This is a genomic window from Streptomyces griseoflavus, assembly GCF_014649995.1.
Lineage (GTDB): Bacteria > Actinomycetota > Actinomycetes > Streptomycetales > Streptomycetaceae > Streptomyces > Streptomyces griseoflavus.
Genome location: NZ_BMUC01000006.1, coordinates 349720 through 367020 on the forward strand (window position 1 = coordinate 349720; position 17301 = coordinate 367020).

Consider the following 17301-nt stretch of genomic DNA (forward strand, 5'->3'; position numbering starts at 1 on the left):
GAGATGGCAACGGTGCCATCCGTTCTCTAAGTGAAGGCAGGACTGGCCGACTTGAGCGACCCTGTCGCAGTTCCGTCGAGAAGGGTCGAATCGCCCATCTCGCTCAGGGCGAGGGCGAGCGCTCCGAGGACCTCCGCGCGGCCCCCCAGTGCCCCGGGGAGGACGGACAGTTGACGTGCCGCGCTGGGGATCGCGTAGCGGCTCACGGACTCCCGGATCGGCGCCAGGACCAGCTCGCCGGCCTCGGCGAGATCGCCGCCGAGGACCACCCGGCTGGGGTTGAGCAGGTTGCAGAGATTGGCGACTCCACTGCCGATGTGGCGGCCGACGTCGGCGATCACGCGACGACAGCCCGGGTCACCGTCCCGCGCCAGCCGGACGACGCCTTCCATCGTCAGGTCGGTGCCGTGGCTGGGCTGGAGCAGCGGGAGCACGTAGCGCGCGGCCGTGAAGGTCTCCAGGCAGCCGCGGTTGCCGCAGCGGCACACGGGGCCGGATTCGTCGAGTGTAATGTGTCCGATCTCACCCGCCGTGCCGCCCGGTCCGCGGTAGATCTTGCCGCTGATCACCAGGCCCGCGCCGACACCGCTGGCCACCTTGATGTACGCCAGGTCGCGCACGCCGCGGCCGCTCCCCCAGACCATCTCGCCGAGGGCGCCGAGGTTGGCGTCGTTGTCCACGTGCACCGGCACGCCGAGCCGCCCCCGCAGCTCCTCGGCGGGCTTGGTGCCGGTCCAGCCCGGCAGGATCGCGGTCGAGCCGAGGGTGCCGGACTCCACGTCGATCGGACCGGGCACGCCGAGGCCGACCCCGGCGACCTTGGAGGGGTCCACGCCGGTCGCCTCGATCAGCCGGCTGACCAGCTGTTCCGCCCGGTCGAAACCCTGGGTCGAGGAGGCGTCCACGTCCAGCGGCTCGGACTCCTCGGCCAGCACCTGGTGGGCGAGGTTCCCGACCGCGACCCGTAGGTGGGTGTGTCCGAAGTCGACACCGATGACGATGCCGGCGTCCCCGCTCAGCGAGACGCTGCGGGCCCGGCGTCCGCCCGACGAGGTCGGGGTGACCTCGACCGTTCCGCCGTCCTTCAGTTCCCGGACGATGTTGGAGACCGTGGCCGCGGACAGGCCGGTCGTCCTCGCGATCTCGGCCTGGGTGAGGGAACCCGCAAGACGTACTGCCCGGACGACCCGCTCCAGGTTGGCTCGGTGCAGCGACGACTGCGACCCCGGAGTCTCCACGACGACCTCCTGCGCGCGGGGCCGCATCGGTGAGGCCCCTCTCATGTCCAACTAGTGAACTCTAAGATGAGCTGTTCGGGTTGCCTCCCGTCAAGAGGTTGAACCGTTTCCGGGTGCATGGACACACACGGACACGCCGCTCCCTGCGACGGGAGCGGCGTGTGAACAGCCGGTTCCGGAGCGTTACTTCAAGGTTGCGGAGGTGAGCCCGGCCTGGACCTGGCGCTGGAAGGACAGGTACACCACCAGCATGGGCACCATGGCGATGGTCACACCGGCGAAGAGGACGGGGAGGTCCGAGGCGTAGCCCTGCTGCTGCTGGAGCTGGATGAGCCCCTGGGTCAGCACGTAGCGTTCCGGATCGTCACCGCTCTGCGGCTGCATCAGCACGGTCGGCAGGATGTACTGGTTCCACTGGCCGAGCGTGTTGAAGATGCCGACGCTCAGCAGTCCGGGCTTGGCCATCGGCATCATCACCTGGAAGAAGGTCCGGGTGTGCGAGGCCCCGTCCAGGATCGCCGCCTCGAAGACCGCCGTGGGCAGGGTCCGGAAGAAGGCGTGCATGAAGAACACCGTGAACGGCAGCGAGTAGGCCACGTACACCAGGGCCAGGCCGTGGTAGGTGTTCAGCATGTCCAGGCGCTTGACCATGAAGAACAGCGGCACCAGCGCCAGGAAGACGGGGAACATCGCGCCGGCGACGAAGAAGTAGTACAGCAGGCGGTTGCCCCGGAACTCGTAGCGGGCCAGCACGTAGGCGGCCATGGCGCCGAACAGCATCGTCAGCGGCACGGAGATGACCAGCACGATGACCGTGCTGGTGAAGTAGTCGCCGATGCCCTTCTCCCAGGCGCGGGAGAAGACGCCCAGGTCCCAGTTCTGCGGCCAGCCGAAGGCCGAACCGCCGATCTGCGCGTCGGTCCGGAAGGAGCTGAGCACCAGCCACACCAGCGGCAGCACGATCAGCACTCCCCACACGGCGAGGAAGCCGTGCGAGAAGACGTTCAGCACGACGCCTTCGCTGCGCCGGTCGCCGGGCCGGACGCCGTCCTTGCCTGCCGGCGGGCGGGGCGGGGTGGGGCCCTGGGTGGGGGCGGTTTCCTTGAGAGGTGCGCTCATCGTCGTTGCTCCGCCTCAGAACTCGATGCGCTCGCGACGGGTGGCGCGCAGCATGACCACGGACACGATCAGGGTGAGGACCAGCATGACCACGCCCATGGCGCAGGCGTAGCCGCTCCGGCCGTACAGCAGGAAGTTGCGCATCATCACGGTCGACATGACCTCGCTGTGGTGGTCCGGGCCACCGCCGTAGTCGCCGGCGGTCATGGTGGAGACCAGGATGAACATGTCCATCGCCGCGATGCCGAGGTAGACCCACGCGGTCTGCACGGAGTCCCACAGCAGCGGCAGAGTGATGCGGAAGAAGGACTGGGTGCGGCTCGCCCCGTCGATGAGCGCGGCCTCGTAGATGTCGCGCGGAATCGACTGCATGGCCGCGGAGAACAGCACCAGGTAAAAGCCCACGCCGTGCCAGACGACCACGGCCATCAGGGCCCACAGGACGAAGTTCGGCTCGTTGAGCCATTCCACGGGATTTTGGCTGTCGACCAGTCCGAGCTTGATCAGGACGCCGTTGAGCATGCCGCCGCCGTCACTGCGGTAGACGGCTCCGAACAGCACGGCCAGGATCGCCAGCGACAGGACCTGCGGAAAGAAGTAGATGACCCGGTAGTACTTCGATCCGGCGACTCCGGAGACGCCTCCGGAACGTCCCCGTCCGCCCGCGTTCAGCATGAAGGCGAAGAACAGCGCGAGCAGAATGGTGATCACCGGGATGAACACCAGGAACAGGATGTTGTGCCAGATGGCACCCATGAAGATGTCGTCCTTGAACAACGCGGTGTAGTTGTCCAGGCCGACGAAGTCGAAGCTCTGTGACTGCCCCTTCCAGTCGGTCAGTGAATAACCGAACGTCTGGATGTACGGCCAGATCACGAAGATCAGATAGAGCGCCACGGGAAAGAAGAGGAATCCCGCGACGAACCGGTGCTGCCCTTTGCGCATGACGTCCTGCCCCTGGGTGTGGCCGCCGCGGGCCGGGAATCCTCCCGGCCCGCGGCGGTCGTCGGTCGAGCGAGATCAGTCGCGGCGGTTCTTCTGCGAGGCCGGGTCCTTGGCCTGCTTGTCGACCGCGGCCTGGGCCCGCTTGAGCCATTCCTTGGGCTGGATGCGCTTGGCCATCAGCTCGTTGGAGGCGTTCTCGATGGCCGTGCCCATCTCGCTGTACCACTCGGTGTACAGGTAGCGGAAGGTGTTGTCGCCGGCCGCCCGGGAGGCCTCGACGGTGGACTGGGTGCCCGGCCGCAGCTGGACGTCCGGGTCGACGCCGTCCTTGAGGATGGTCAGCGAGTTGGCCTCCTTGGCGAACATGGTCGCCCAGTCCTTGGAGAGCATCATCCGCATGAACTCCTGGGCCGCGGGGAGGTTCTTGGCCTTGGACGGGATGATGAACGGCTCGCCGGAGCCGGCCCGGATCGCCTCGAAGGGCAGTGCGCTGTCCGCCAGCACCGGCATCGGCAGGAACTTCATGTCGAAGTCGTCCGGTGTCGTCTTGAGCTGCTCGTTCTCGAGCCAGGAACCGCTGGTGATGAAGGCGGCCTTGTACTGGTTCCAGCGGGTCTGCGACTCGGTGTGGGTCAGGCCGTTCGTCCCGGGCATCAAGTAGCCCTTCTCGACGACCTCGTAGATCGCCTCGATGGCCTCGGTGGCGGCGTCGGAGCCGACGAACGCCTTGGGGTCGAGGTTGTCGATCGCCTTCATGGCGTCCAGGCCGCCCTTCTTGGCGATCAGGTCCATGATGGCGACGTTGATGTAGTACGGGAACTTGCCCTGGTGGGCGAGGCCGCCGATGCCCTGGGCCTTGGCGTCCTTGCAGACGGCGAGGAAGTCGTCCCAGGTCTTGGGCGCCTCCCAGCCCTTCTCCTTGAAGAGCTTGCCGGAGTACCACAGGCCCCACACCGTGTAGATGTAGTTGAGGGCGACGATCTTGCCCTCCTGCATGCCGGCGTCGATCGTGCCGGGGATGAGGGTGTCGCGGACCTTCTTGGACGGGTCGTCGATCGACGGGGCGTCCAGCACCTTCGCGAGGTCGAGGAGCTGGCCGTTCTTGTGCAGCACGTCGATCGGGATCTGCTGGGCGCCGGAGTCGTCGACGATGTCCGGCGGGTTGCCGGCGTTGAACCGCGGCTGGAGTTTGCCCGTGATCTCCTGGGTTCCGGTGTGCACGGAAGTGACGCCGTGCTTCTTCTCGAAGTCGGCCTCCCATGCCTTGGCGTAGGCGTCGCCGTAGCCGCCCTTGAAGATGACGACGTCGAGTTTGGTTCCCTTCTTGACGCCGAAGGGGTTGGATTCGGACGTCTTGCCCTCGTTCTGGCCGGAGTCGTCGTCCCCGCCACCGCTGGCACACGCGGACAGGAAGCCCATCGCCGGTACGGATACGAGGCCGAGTGCGGCGGACCGCTTGATCAGTGATCGGCGCCCCACGCCGGTCGTGCCGTTGTCACCGGTGCCGTCGTTCTCGCCGGAAGTGGATCCCATGCTCAAGTCCTCGCCTTCTCCAGGACTCAGGCGGTGAACCGGATCCTTACCGGCACCGCGTTCGGGTCACGCTGGGTCGTGCAGGAAGTGCGGCCGTGCTGGGGTCGGGTGCGGTGAAGATGCCCCGGAGTGCCGACAGGTATAGTCCACTTCCCGCCGACGGAGCAAGATCGAATGCAAGGTTCCCCACCTGTCTTTTCCGAGTTGAGACCTCGCGGAAATATGAGCCTCCCGTGCGCGGCCCCGGTGGAGAATTCCTCGTCGCCGCACTGGAATGCCGCATTCAACCCCCTTGACACCACGGTCCACTTGGCGCACTACTGGTCCTTGCGCATCACAACTGACAACGTTGTCCAGCACAGGGAGGGTGCTCGCGCATGCAACGTAGGGTCCGGCACAGATGGGGAACGGCGGTCGTCGCGGCGACCGCCTTTGCTTTGGCCGCGGGCTCGCAGGGCGTCGCGGTCGCCCTGCCCGAGGCACCGGCGAAGGCGGACCGGGAGTTCGCCTCGTCCTTCGAGGCGGGTCAGCCGGCTCCGGACTGGCTGAACACCGTGGACACCGCGCCGGGCGGCGGCAAACGCGCCTCGGGCGTGGACGGCGGGTTCACCTCCGGGATCCCCGGCAACGTCACCGACCACGTCACGGACGTCCGTGCCAGCGGGGAGAACACCAACGCCAAGGAGGTGAAGGGGAACCTCTTCGACGGGGAACCCGCCACCAAGTGGCTGACGTTCGCGCCGACCGGCTGGATCGAGTTCGAGCTGGACGAGCCGGCGAAGATCGTCGAGTACGCCCTCACCTCGGCCAACGACCACGCCGAACGCGACCCCGTGGACTGGACGTTGAAGGGCTCGGCGGACGGCGAGGACTGGCGGACGCTGGACACCCGCTCCGGGCAGTCCTTCGCCGAACGGTTCCAAACCAAGACCTACGACCTCGCCGAGGCGGCCGAATACCGTTACTGGCGGGTGGACTTCACCAAGAACAACGGGGCGGGGGACGCGCTCCAGCTCGCCGAGATCCAGCTGTCCACCGGCATCGCCGACCCCATACCGGAGGACATGCTCTCGCTCGTCGACCGCGGCCCGAGCGGCTCGCCGACGGCGAAGGCGGACGCCGGCTTCACCGGCAAGCGCGCCCTGCGCTACGCGGGCCGGCACACCGCGGACGGCCGGGCGTACTCGTACAACAAGGTCTTCGACGTGAACGTGAAGGTCGAGCGCCGTACGGAGCTGTCGTACAAGATCTTCCCGTCGATGGCGGACCGGGACCTCGACTACGACGCCACGAACGTCTCCGTCGACCTGGCCTTCACCGACGGCACCCACCTGAGCGACCTGAGGGCGACGGACCAGCACGGCTTCCCGCTGTCGCCGCGCGGCCAGGGCGAGTCCAAGGTGCTGTACGTCAACCAGTGGAACAGCGTGCGCTCCGCGATCGGTTCGGTCGCCGCCGGCAAGACCGTCGACCGGATCCTGGTGGCCTACGACTCCCCGAAGGGCCCGGCGAAGTTCCGCGGCTGGCTCGACGACGTGGCGCTGAAGCGGGTGGAGCCCGAACGTCCGAAGGCCCATCTGTCGGACTACGCGGTGACGACCCGGGGCACCAACTCCAGCGGCGCCTTCTCGCGCGGCAACACCTTCCCCGCGACGGCCGTGCCGCACGGTTTCAACTTCTGGACGCCGGTCACCAACGCCGGCTCCACCAGCTGGCTGTACGACTACGCGAGCGGCAACAACGACGACAACCTGCCGACGGTCCAGGCGTTCAGCGCGAGCCACGAGCCGAGCCCCTGGATGGGTGACCGGCAGACCTTCCAGGTGATGCCGTCGGCCGCCTCCGGCACCCCGGACACCGGCCGTGAGGCGCGCGAGCTGGCCTTCCGGCACGAGAACGAGACGGCCAGGCCCTACTACTACGGGGTGCGGTTCGAGAACGGCGTGAAGGCCGAGATGGTGCCGACGGACCACGCCGCGATGATGCGTTTCACCTTCCCCGGTGACGACGCGAGCGTGCTGTTCGACAACGTCAACGACCAGGCGGGGCTGACCCTCGACAAGGAGAACGGCACCTTCACGGGCTACTCCGACGTCAAGTCCGGGCTGTCCACGGGCGCGACCCGGATGTTCGTGTACGGCGAGTTCGACCGGAAGGTCACCGCCGGCGGCGCCGAGGGCATCAAGGGCCACCTGCGCTTCGACGCGGGCAGGAACCGCACGGTCACCCTGCGCCTGGCCACGTCCCTGATCGGCGTCGACCAGGCGAAGGACAACCTGCGCCAGGAGATCGGCCGCACCGCCACCTTCGACAAGGTCAAGCGGGACGCGCAGCGCCAGTGGGACCGGATCCTCGGCAAGGTCGAGGTGGAGGGCGCCACACCGGACCAGCTGACCACGCTGTACTCCAGCCTCTACCGGCTGTACCTGTACCCCAACTCGGGCTTCGAGAAGGTCGGCGGGAAGGACAAGTACGCCTCGCCGTTCTCCCGGATGGAGCGGCCGGACACGCCGACGCACACCGGTGCGAAGATCGTGGACGGCAAGGTGTACGTCAACAACGGCTTCTGGGACACCTACCGGACCACCTGGCCGGCGTACTCCTTCCTGACGCCCTCCAAGGCCGGTGAGCTGGTCGACGGGTTCGTGCAGCACTACAAGGACGGCGGCTGGACCTCCCGCTGGTCCTCCCCCGGCTACGCCGACCTGATGACCGGCACCTCCTCCGACGTGGCGTTCGCGGACGCGTACGTCAAGGGCGTCGACGGCTTCGACGCGGAGGCCGCCTACGACGCCGCCGTGAAGAACGCCACCGTCGTGCCGCCGTCGTCCGGTGTGGGCCGCAAGGGCATGGCCACCTCGCCGTTCCTCGGCTACACCGGCACCGAGACGCACGAGGGCCTGTCCTGGGCGCTCGAGGGCTACCTCAACGACTACGGCATCGCCAGGATGGGCGAGGCCCTGTACGAGAAGACGGGCGAGCGGCGCTACCAGGAGGAGTCCGCCTACTTCCTCGACCGCGCCCAGGACTACGTCAACCTCTTCGACTCCGAGGCCGGATTCTTCCAGGGCCGCGACGCCAAGGGCGACTGGCGCGTGAAGTCCTCCTCGTACGACCCGCGGGTGTGGGGGTACGACTACACCGAGACCAACGGCTGGGGGTACGCCTTCACCGCCGCCCAGGACAGCCGCGGCCTGGCCAACCTGTACGGCGGCCGCAAGGGACTCGGCGACAAGCTCGACGCGTACCTCTCCACCCCGGAGACGGCCTCCCCGGAACTCAAGGGCTCCTACAACGGGGTCATCCACGAGATGATCGAGGCGCGTGACGTCCGGATGGGCATGTACGGCCACTCCAACCAGGTCGCCCACCACGCCCTGTACATGTACGACGCGGCCGGGCAGCCCTGGAAGACGCAGAAGAACGTGCGCGAGGTGCTGTCCCGCCTCTACACGGGCAGCGAGATCGGCCAGGGCTACCACGGCGACGAGGACAACGGCGAGCAGTCGGCCTGGTACCTGTTCTCCTCGCTCGGCTTCTACCCGCTCGTCATGGGCAGCGGCGAATACGCCATCGGCTCACCGCTGTTCAAGAAGACGACCGTGCACCTGGAGAACGGCCGCGAACTGGTCGTCAAGGCGCCGAGGAACAGCGCGGAGAACGTGTACGTGCAGGGCCTGAAGGTCAACGGCAAGCGGTGGAACTCCACTTCGCTGCCGCACTCGGTGATCGCCAAGGGCGGCGTCCTGGAGTTCGACATGGGCCCGCGCCCGTCGTCGTGGGGCACCGGCAAGGACGCGGCACCCGTGTCCATCACCCAGGACGACGAGGTGCCCGCGCCCCGGAAGGACGCGCTGAAGGGCGGGGGCGCGCTGTTCGACAACACGTCGGCGACCGGCGCCACGGTGTCCACCGTGGACCTTCCCGTCACCGGTGACACCGAGGCCGTGCAGTACACGCTGACCTCCTCGGACCACGCCGACGCGCCCACGGGCTGGGTGCTGCAGGGTTCGGCCGACGGGGAGACGTGGACGGACCTGGACCGGCGGACGGACGAGTCCTTCCGCTGGGACCGGCAGACCCGCGCCTTCTCGGTGGGCGAACCGGGGTCCTACGGCCACTACCGGCTGGTCTTCAGCGGTGAGGCGACGCTGACGGAGGTGGAACTGCTGGGCTGACCGCGGCTCACGGGGCGGGTCCGGGCGTCGTCCGGACCCGCCCCTTCCCCTTGCGGGGCCGCGGTCAGCCGTGCCGGACCGTACGGCGAGGGGGGTGGACGGGGCGGCAGTGTCCCACGGCGGGTTCCGGTCCAGTGTGGGAGCGCTCCCACCCCGTCCGTGGGGGACGGTATCGCCACCGGCCGCCGTTGTAAACGCCGCGGTGGCGGCGCGTCGCGCCCCCGGTCAGCCGGGCGCCCCGCGATCTCCGCCCGGCGGGAGCCGGTGCTCGATCTCGGCGGCGGCCCGCTGCCCCTCGAAGAGGGCGACGGTCGACAGCAGCGCCCGCTGTCCACCCGCCTGGCGCAGGGCGGCACGGACGATCGCGACCACGTCCTCCCGCTGCCGGACGCCCCTCAGGTCGATCCGGCGGGCGAGGGACTGCTCCAGCGCGGAGGCGAACTGCTGCCGCCCGGGCGCGTCCTCCATGCAGGGCAGCCCCGCGAGCGCCTCGGTGAGCAGCAGGAGAGCCCCGGGTGCGGGCCGGGGCGCCTCGGGGGCAGGAGCGTGCCCCGGGGAGGCGCCGGGGGGCGGAGAGGGCTGCCGGACCGACCTCGCCACCACCAAACGGTGTTCGACCTCGGCCCACATCTGCGGGCGCTGCCCGGCGCCGGAGTCGCGCAGTTCCTCGAAGGCGTAGTCGTAGAGTTCGTGCACGTCGATCAGGCCGTCCCGGCCGCGGTCCGCCTCGCCGGTGCGCAGTCCCTTGACGAGGGCTCCGGTGAACCGGGACGGCTCCGGGCCCAGTTCGGTGACGCGTTCGCCCTCCCAGGCGTACTCGGTGCGGTTGGTGGCGGTGAGGACCGCGCGGCCGTGGCCGCCCAGCTGGTCCTCGACGTGGACGGCGGTGTCACCCTTGGTCCCGGTCAGGAAGGCGCCGCTGTAGCAGCAGTCCAGGATCAGGACGACCGACCGGGCCCGGCACCGGTTCATCTGCTGCCGGACGAACCGGGCGGGCACCGAGGTGGAGGCGAGCAGCCGGCGGTCGGTGTCGGTGGCGGCGAAGTGCAGTTCGCCGTTGTCGTTCTTGAGGCCGTGGCAGGACAGGTGCAGCAGGAGCAGGTCGTCGCGGCGGCGGTCGAGGAAGAAGCGCTCGATGGCCCGGGTGACCTCGTGGTGGGCCCGGTCGACGGCCGTGTCGACCTGGAAGTCGCCGATGCGCGGGTCCCCGAGCACCTCGGCCAGGGCCAGGGCGTCCCTGGCGGGCGACCGCAACCGGCCCAGGTTCCCGTCGCGGTAGGTGCCGGTGGCCACGAGGAGGGCGTGGCGGCCCGCGGACACGGCCGTCGCGCCCGTCAGGCGTCCTGGCCGTCGGCCGGTTCCGGTTCCTGGCCGTGCGCGGCCAGGAACGCCTCGATGAGCCGTTGCTGGTCGGCGGAGGAGACGGCCTCCATCTCCAGGCTGTCCTCGCCCAGTGTGATGCTGACCGTGCGCACCGGGCGGTTCTCGATCCAGGTCCGCACCAGGTCGACCGCCGAGCGCAGCACGAAGGGGGCCGCGGTGACGACGAGCGCCCCGACGGCGATCGCGTCGGCCGGCTTGGCCCCGGCGGGGATGTCCCCGGAGCGGTTCAGTTCGACGCGGTCCACGTCCAGTTCGAGCAGCCGTTCACGCAACTGGAGTGCCAGCGCGTCGAGTTCTTCCTGGTCGCTGTCCCGGCCGCCGGCCAGGACAAGATGCATGCGCTCCGTGCGGCCCACCGCCACCCCCGTCATCCGGTGAGGTTTTAGCGTACAACCGGGGGAGACGGCGGGGGCCGCATCCCCGGAACGGGAATGCGGCCCTCGACCGGCGTGCCTTGCCGCTTACTTGCGGATCAGGCTGCGCAGCACGTACTGCAGGATGCCGCCGTTGCGGTAGTAGTCGGCCTCACCGGGGGTGTCGATGCGGACGACCGCGTCGAACTCGACGCCCGTGTCGGTGGTGACCTTCACCGTGCGCGGGGTGGTGCCCTCGTTGAGCTCGGTGACGCCGGCGACGGAGAAGGTCTCCTCGCCGGTCAGGCCGAGGGACTCGGCGGTGTGGCCCTCGGGGAACTGCAGCGGCAGGACGCCCATGCCGATGAGGTTCGAGCGGTGGATGCGCTCGTAGGACTCGGCGATGACGGCCTTGACGCCGAGCAGCGCGGTGCCCTTGGCGGCCCAGTCGCGGGAGGAGCCGGAACCGTACTCCTTGCCGGCCAGGACGACCAGCGGGATGCCCTGCTCGATGTAGTTGCGGGAGGCGTCGTAGATGAACGACACCGGCGCATCGGGCTGGGTGAAGTCGCGGGTGTAGCCGCCCTCGGTGCCCGGCGCGATCTGGTTGCGCAGGCGGATGTTGGCGAACGTACCGCGGATCATGACCTCGTGGTTGCCGCGGCGGGAGCCGTAGCTGTTGAAGTCGCGGCGCTCGATGCCGTGCTCCGTGAGGTACTTGCCGGCCGGGGTGTCGGCCTTGATGGCGCCGGCCGGGGAGATGTGGTCGGTGGTGACCGAGTCGCCCAGCTTGGCGAGGACCCGGGCGCCGGAGATGTCCTCGACCGGGGCCGGCTCCATGCCCATGCCCTCGAAGTACGGGGGCTTGCGCACGTAGGTGGACTCGGCGTCCCACTCGAAGGTGTCGCCGGTCGGGATGGACAGCGCCTGCCACTGGGCGTCACCGGCGAAGACGTCGGCGTAGGACTTGGAGAACATGTCCTCGCCGATGGCGTTCGCCACGACGTCGTTGACCTCGGCCTCGGAGGGCCAGATGTCCTTCAGGAAGACCGGGTTGTTGTCCTGGTCGTACCCGAGGGCCTCGCGGGTGATGTCGACCTTCATGGAACCGGCGAGCGCGTAGGCGACGACCAGCGGCGGGGACGCCAGGTAGTTCATCTTGACGTCGGGGTTGATCCGGCCCTCGAAGTTGCGGTTGCCGGAGAGCACCGAGGTGACCGCGAGGTCGTGCTCGTTGACCGCCTTGGAGACCTCCTCCGGCAGCGGGCCGGAGTTGCCGATGCAGGTGGTGCAGCCGTAGCCGACCAGGTTGAAGCCGACCTTGTCGAGGTAGGGGGTCAGGCCCGCCTTCTCGAAGTAGTCGGTGACGACCTTGGAGCCCGGGGCGAGGGTGGTCTTGACCCACGGCTTGCGGGTCAGGCCCTTCTCCACCGCCTTCTTGGCCACCAGCGCGGCGGCGACCATGACGTACGGGTTGGAGGTGTTGGTGCAGGAGGTGATGGCCGCGACCGTGACCGCGCCGTGGTCGAGCGTGTAGGTCGTGCCGTCGGCGGCGGTGACCTCGACCGGGCTGGAGGGCGCGCCGTTGGAGATGGCCGGGGCGTCGGAGGCCGGGAAGGACTCCTTGCTGGCCTCGTCGACGTCGCCGCCGTCCTTGACGTAGTTGCGCACGTCCTGGGCGAACTGGGCCTTGGCGTCGGCGAGGACGATGCGGTCCTGCGGGCGCTTCGGGCCGGCGATCGACGGGACGACCGTGGACAGGTCCAGCTCGAGCTTCTCGGAGAAGTCCGGCTCGGCCTTCGGGTCCAGCCAGAGGCCCTGCTCCTTGGCGTACGCCTCGACCAGGGCGACCTGCTGGTCGCTGCGGCCGGTCAGACGCATGTAGTTCAGCGTCTCGCCGTCGATCGGGAAGATCGCGGCGGTGGAGCCGAACTCCGGCGACATGTTGCCGATGGTGGCGCGGTTGGCCAGGGAGGTGGCGGCCACGCCCTCGCCGTAGAACTCGACGAACTTGCCGACGACGCCGTGCTTGCGCAGCATCTCGGTGATGGTGAGCACCAGGTCGGTGGCGGTGGTGCCGGGCTTGAGCTCGCCGGTGAGCTTGAAGCCGACGACGCGCGGGATCAGCATGGAGACCGGCTGGCCGAGCATGGCGGCCTCGGCCTCGATGCCGCCGACGCCCCAGCCGAGGACGCCGAGGCCGTTGACCATGGTGGTGTGCGAGTCGGTGCCGACCAGGGTGTCGGGGTAGGCCTTGCCGTCACGGACCATGACGACGCGGGCCAGGTGCTCGATGTTCACCTGGTGGACGATGCCGGTGCCGGGCGGAACGACCTTGAAGTCGTCGAAGGCGGTCTGGCCCCAGCGCAGGAACTGGTAGCGCTCCTTGTTGCGGCCGTACTCCAGGTCGACGTTCTGCTTGAAGGCGTCGTTGGTGCCGAACTTGTCGGCGATGACGGAGTGGTCGATGACCATCTCGGCCGGGGAGAGCGGGTTGATCTTGTTGGGGTCGCCGCCCAGCTCCTTGACGGCCTCACGCATGGTGGCGAGGTCCACGACGCAGGGCACGCCGGTGAAGTCCTGCATGATCACGCGCGCCGGCGTGAACTGGATCTCCTGCGACGGCTGCGCCTGGGAGTCCCAGCCGCCCAGGGCACGGATGTGGTCGGCGGTGATGTTGGCGCCGTCCTCGGTGCGGAGCAGGTTCTCCAGCAGCACCTTCAGGCTGTAGGGAAGGCGCGCGGAGCCCTCGACCTTGTCCAGCCGGAAGATCTCGTACGACTCGTCGCCCACCTGCAGCGTGCTGCGGGCGTCGAAGCTGTTCGCCGACACGACAGTCTCCTTCATTGATGTGCGCGTACCACCGCATCCTGCCGCCACGCCGCCCTGGCCGATCCGCTAAGGTAAGGCTAAGTTAGGCGACCCTCACCAGGGTGGCGGCTGCGGTGCTCCTCGGCAGATATCTCGATGTCGAGATAACTCTAGTACACATGGACGGAATGGTCATGCCCGGGCCCGGCCGACGGCCCCCGCCGCGCGCGGCCCGGCCCGGTCGTGCGGACTGCTGCCGCCAGTCAACCCGCTCGCGGACGTGATCGCACCGGAGTCCGGAGCCCCCGGCCCGCGCACGGCCGGCCTGCGGCGCAGCGCTTCACCCCCGCGGGTACCCGGAGAGCGGGCCGGCATGGTCGCCACCCTCGCGCACGGCACGGCTCCCACGCACCGCACGGCGGCGGAAGCGGGCCGCCTGCCGCACGTCCGCGTCTCCGCTCCCCCGCACCTCCGCGCCGCACCTCCGCTCCCGGCGGGGCCTGTCTGCGAGCCATCAGTACGCCCGGACGGGGTAAGCGACTGAGACCGAGTCAGTTACCACGCAGAGGAGGCAGGGATGCCGCTCACGTTCCGCAAGAGCTTCCGGATCCTTCCGGGGGTGCGGCTCAACATCAACAAGCGCTCGTGGTCCATCACCACGGGCGGCAAGAACGGCCCCCGCCACACCCGCAGCAGCACAGGACGTCGTACGACATCAATGGATTTGCCCGGACCTTTCGGATGGCGCCGGACCACGCGGTCCCGCTGAGGCGGGGACCGCTGACGTCACATCACCCGAACGGACCCCCCAAGAGGCGCCATCTCATATCTGAGATAGCCTCAACCCCATGGCAGACGACTACCTCGTACGCATCGGCAAGCTCATCCGCGACGCCCGGCAACACCGCGGCTGGACGCAGACACAGCTCGCCGAGGCGCTCGGTACCAGCCAGAGCGCCGTCAACCGCATCGAGCGCGGCAACCAGAACATCAGCCTTGAGATGATCGCCCGTATCGGCGAGGCGCTGGACAGCGAGATCGTCTCCCTGGGCTACGCCGGCCCGATGCACTTGCGCGTGGTGGGCGGCCGGCACCTCTCCGGCTCCATCGACGTCAAGACGAGCAAGAACGCGTGTGTGGCACTGCTGTGCGCCTCGCTGCTCAACAGCGGGCGCACGGTGCTGCGCCGCGTGGCACGCATCGAGGAGGTCTACCGCCTGCTCGAGGTGCTGAACTCCATCGGCGTGCGCACCCGCTGGATCAACGACGGCGTCGACCTGGAGATCGTGCCGCCGGCCGAGCTGGACCTCGCGGCCATCGACGCGGACGCCGCCCGCCGCACCCGCTCCATCATCATGTTCCTCGGCCCGCTGCTGCACCGCACGGACCGCTTCATGCTGCCCTACGCCGGCGGCTGCGACCTCGGCACCCGCACCGTCGAACCGCACATGATCGCGCTGCGCCGGTTCGGCCTGGACATCGCCGCGACCGAGGGCCAGTACCACGCGGTGGTCGACCGCTCCGTCGCCCCCGACCGCCCGATCGTGCTGACCGAGCGCGGGGACACCGTCACCGAGAACGCGCTGCTCGCCGCCGCCCGGCACGACGGCACCACCGTCATCCGCAACGCCTCCTCCAACTACATGGTCCAGGACCTGTGCTTCTTCCTGGAGGCCCTGGGCGTCAAGGTCGACGGCATCGGCACCACCACGCTCACCGTGCACGGCGTGCCCACCATCGACGTCGACGTCGACTACTCCCCCTCCGAGGACCCGGTCGAGGCGATGAGCCTGGTCGCCGCGGCCGTGGTGACGGAGTCGGAGCTGACGGTCCGCCGGGTCCCCATCGAGTTCCTGGAGATCGAGCTGGCGGTCCTGGAGGAGATGGGCCTCGACCACGACCGCACGCCCGAGTACTTCGCCGACAACGGCCGCACCCGCCTGGTGGACCTCACCGTCCGGCCCTCCAAACTGGAGGCGCCGATCGACAAGATCCACCCGATGCCGTTCCCCGGCCTGAACATCGACAACGTCCCGTTCTTCGCGGCGATCGCGGCCGTGGCCCAGGGCCAGACCCTCATCCACGACTGGGTCTACGACAACCGCGCGATCTACCTGACCGACCTCAACCGCCTCGGCGGCCGCCTGCAGTTGCTGGACCCGCACCGCGTCCTGGTCGAGGGCCCGACCCGCTGGCGCGCCGCGGAGATGATGTGCCCGCCGGCCCTGCGCCCGGCCGTGGTCGTCCTGCTCGCCATGATGGCGGCGGAGGGCACGTCTGTCCTGCGCAACGTGTACGTCATCAACCGCGGTTACGAGGACCTGGCGGAGCGGCTGAACTCGATCGGCGCGCAGATCGAGATCTTCCGGGACATCTGATCGTCGTGGTGTCGTGCCCCTTGGAGGCAAGGGGCACGACACCTCAATATGCGATCTGACCGGCGAGTACCCAGCTTCACGACCCTCCATTGATCACTGTTGTTTCTCAGCGCCTTGTGCAACGCACGTGCAAGATGATCTTGAAGACCTGATGCCCCATCAGCGAAGCCGGACTCAGCGCAGCGGTCACATGCGGTGATGACGGACCCGTTTGACCATGGCCGTGAGAGCGATACCCGCGCTTTCTCGCTCGACGGCATGGACCACGCTGACCTGAGGGTCAAGCACAGAGACCAGACGCGGCGGGCTCGCGGTCGACATCACCGAGCACTAGGAAAGTGCGCCCTGACCAGCGAGCTCGTCACTTTCAGCGCTACCAGGGCCTTCCCTGCTTACGCGACGGAATGCCCCTGGAGCAGGCTTGAAAAGATGTCCCTGCCACGCCTCACTCTTGGGGGTTCTGGATCAGCCGATCGCCGCAGCCGACCGCAGAGCGGTCCGGAGCCTCCCCTGCCTGGCGTGGAACAGATTCGGACAGCGAGCGGGAAGGTCGAGTTCGTTGAGTTTTGGAAGTGACACCCTGCGGGAGCGCCGGTAAACCGGTAACTGTCTCCCGCATCGTCGGCACCCGCTTCGGATTTCGTTGGTATTTCGTAGCTCCTCACGCTCCACTCAAGAGCGGCCTACTCGAACGTCGCCTCAGAGCCGCGCAAAGTGTGACCGTAAGACGCCACATCCCGCGATTGACACCCCGTCAGCCCCAACCTACTCTCCGTTCAGGTCGGCGAACATTGAACGATATATCGAACAATCGTCAGGCGGGCCGGTGGGACGTCCCAAGAGACAATTGCTCACATCGGTTCCAGCGTCGGTCAAAAGACGCCCCCGGCACGGCTGGACTCCGGACCGTGGTCCACCAGCACGCGTCGCCCGCCCGTACACCTCCACTGATCGCCGCCTTCCGCACTTCAGCGCCAGCGCGAACACGGAAGAGGAATCCCATGGGTAGCATCACACGCCGTCACACGATGTCACCGCCGCCCGGACCGTGCACGCGGCCAACGCGCCGCGTCATGGCGCTCTCCACCTCGTCGGCGCCGCCGGCGCACGGAGTCCGGCGTACACCGGCTTCACCGACCGGACCCTGACCATCGGCCCCTGAACGTCCAGCTCCTTTACCAGGGCCTAAAACCCGGACGGCGGCGACTACGCCCGACTCCCCTGCCGTCCCGGCCTCGCCACCACCTGCTCTCCCTGCTGGAAACGGTCGCCCGATACGGCTGCCCGCTTGTGAGAGCAGACACGATCGGCCGGGCGGCTCCGCTCTCCGTTGGTGGAAGCCGGCGCATTCCCACCGACGGGG

10 protein-coding genes are annotated in these 17301 nt (G+C 68.6%); 3 read left to right on the plus strand and 7 right to left on the minus strand.

Annotated elements, in window-relative coordinates; all coding sequences use genetic code 11:
• Nucleotides 1–26: 26 nt before the first annotated feature.
• From IE172_RS15995 to ngcE, 4 genes are all read right to left on the minus strand, one after another.
• Nucleotides 27–1238, minus strand: coding sequence for an ROK family transcriptional regulator (locus IE172_RS15995; protein ID WP_190097895.1), 1212 nt, complete (start codon nucleotides 1236–1238; stop codon nucleotides 27–29).
• Nucleotides 1239–1421: 183 nt separating this feature from the next.
• Nucleotides 1422–2357, minus strand: a complete 936-nt coding sequence (locus IE172_RS16000) for a carbohydrate ABC transporter permease (RefSeq protein WP_190097896.1) — start codon at nucleotides 2355–2357, stop codon at nucleotides 1422–1424.
• A gap of 15 nt (nucleotides 2358–2372) precedes the next feature.
• Nucleotides 2373–3302: a carbohydrate ABC transporter permease gene (locus tag IE172_RS16005; RefSeq protein ID WP_190097897.1), complete on the minus strand. Its 930-nt coding sequence runs from the start codon at nucleotides 3300–3302 to the stop codon at nucleotides 2373–2375.
• Nucleotides 3303–3377: 75 nt separating this feature from the next.
• Nucleotides 3378–4835 (minus strand): N-acetylglucosamine/diacetylchitobiose ABC transporter substrate-binding protein, encoded by a 1458-nt coding sequence (ngcE, locus tag IE172_RS16010; RefSeq protein ID WP_190097898.1) that lies wholly within the window; start codon nucleotides 4833–4835, stop codon nucleotides 3378–3380.
• A gap of 377 nt (nucleotides 4836–5212) precedes the next feature.
• Between ngcE and IE172_RS16015 the strand changes: the two genes are divergently transcribed.
• Nucleotides 5213–9013 carry a GH92 family glycosyl hydrolase gene (locus tag IE172_RS16015; RefSeq protein ID WP_190097899.1) on the plus strand — a complete coding sequence of 1267 codons (3801 nt, stop codon included), beginning with the start codon at nucleotides 5213–5215 and terminating at the stop codon, nucleotides 9011–9013.
• A 225-nt stretch (nucleotides 9014–9238) separates the two neighbouring features.
• On the opposite strand, the gene IE172_RS16020 is transcribed toward IE172_RS16015, so the two are convergent.
• From IE172_RS16020 to acnA, 3 genes are all read right to left on the minus strand, one after another.
• The gene (locus IE172_RS16020; protein WP_190097900.1) at nucleotides 9239–10333 is read right to left on the minus strand and encodes a caspase, EACC1-associated type; all 1095 of its coding nucleotides are present in this window, start codon (nucleotides 10331–10333) and stop codon (nucleotides 9239–9241) included.
• Between the two features lie 14 nt (nucleotides 10334–10347).
• A complete protein-coding gene (locus IE172_RS16025) occupies nucleotides 10348–10734 on the minus strand; it encodes a hypothetical protein (RefSeq protein ID WP_190097901.1) in 387 nt (128 codons plus the stop codon).
• Nucleotides 10735–10857: 123 nt separating this feature from the next.
• Entirely contained in the window at nucleotides 10858–13581 is a 2724-nt protein-coding gene (gene acnA, locus IE172_RS16030; protein WP_306432793.1) for an aconitate hydratase AcnA, read from the minus strand.
• Nucleotides 13582–14137: 556 nt separating this feature from the next.
• Between acnA and IE172_RS16035 the strand changes: the two genes are divergently transcribed.
• Complete coding sequence (locus tag IE172_RS16035) at nucleotides 14138–14329, plus strand: DUF4236 domain-containing protein (RefSeq protein ID WP_189557888.1); 192 nt, start codon at nucleotides 14138–14140, stop codon at nucleotides 14327–14329.
• Between the two features lie 79 nt (nucleotides 14330–14408).
• Entirely contained in the window at nucleotides 14409–15938 is a 1530-nt protein-coding gene (locus tag IE172_RS16040) for a helix-turn-helix domain-containing protein (protein WP_190097903.1), read from the plus strand.
• The last annotated feature ends 1363 nt before the right edge of the window (nucleotides 15939–17301 follow it).

What these genes read in the sequence shown, in the direction of transcription:
- IE172_RS16000 (WP_190097896.1), bottom strand. Translation starts at nt 2,357, where the DNA reads ATGAGCGCACCTCTCAAGGAAACCGCCCCCACCCAGGGCCCCACCCCG.
- IE172_RS16005 (WP_190097897.1), bottom strand. Translation starts at nt 3,302, where the DNA reads ATGCGCAAAGGGCAGCACCGGTTCGTCGCGGGATTCCTCTTCTTTCCC.
- ngcE (WP_190097898.1), bottom strand. Translation starts at nt 4,835, where the DNA reads ATGGGATCCACTTCCGGCGAGAACGACGGCACCGGTGACAACGGCACG.
- IE172_RS16015 (WP_190097899.1), top strand. Translation starts at nt 5,213, where the DNA reads ATGCAACGTAGGGTCCGGCACAGATGGGGAACGGCGGTCGTCGCGGCG.
- IE172_RS16025 (WP_190097901.1), bottom strand. Translation starts at nt 10,734, where the DNA reads ATGCATCTTGTCCTGGCCGGCGGCCGGGACAGCGACCAGGAAGAACTC.
- IE172_RS16035 (WP_189557888.1), top strand. Translation starts at nt 14,138, where the DNA reads ATGCCGCTCACGTTCCGCAAGAGCTTCCGGATCCTTCCGGGGGTGCGG.
- IE172_RS16040 (WP_190097903.1), top strand. Translation starts at nt 14,409, where the DNA reads ATGGCAGACGACTACCTCGTACGCATCGGCAAGCTCATCCGCGACGCC.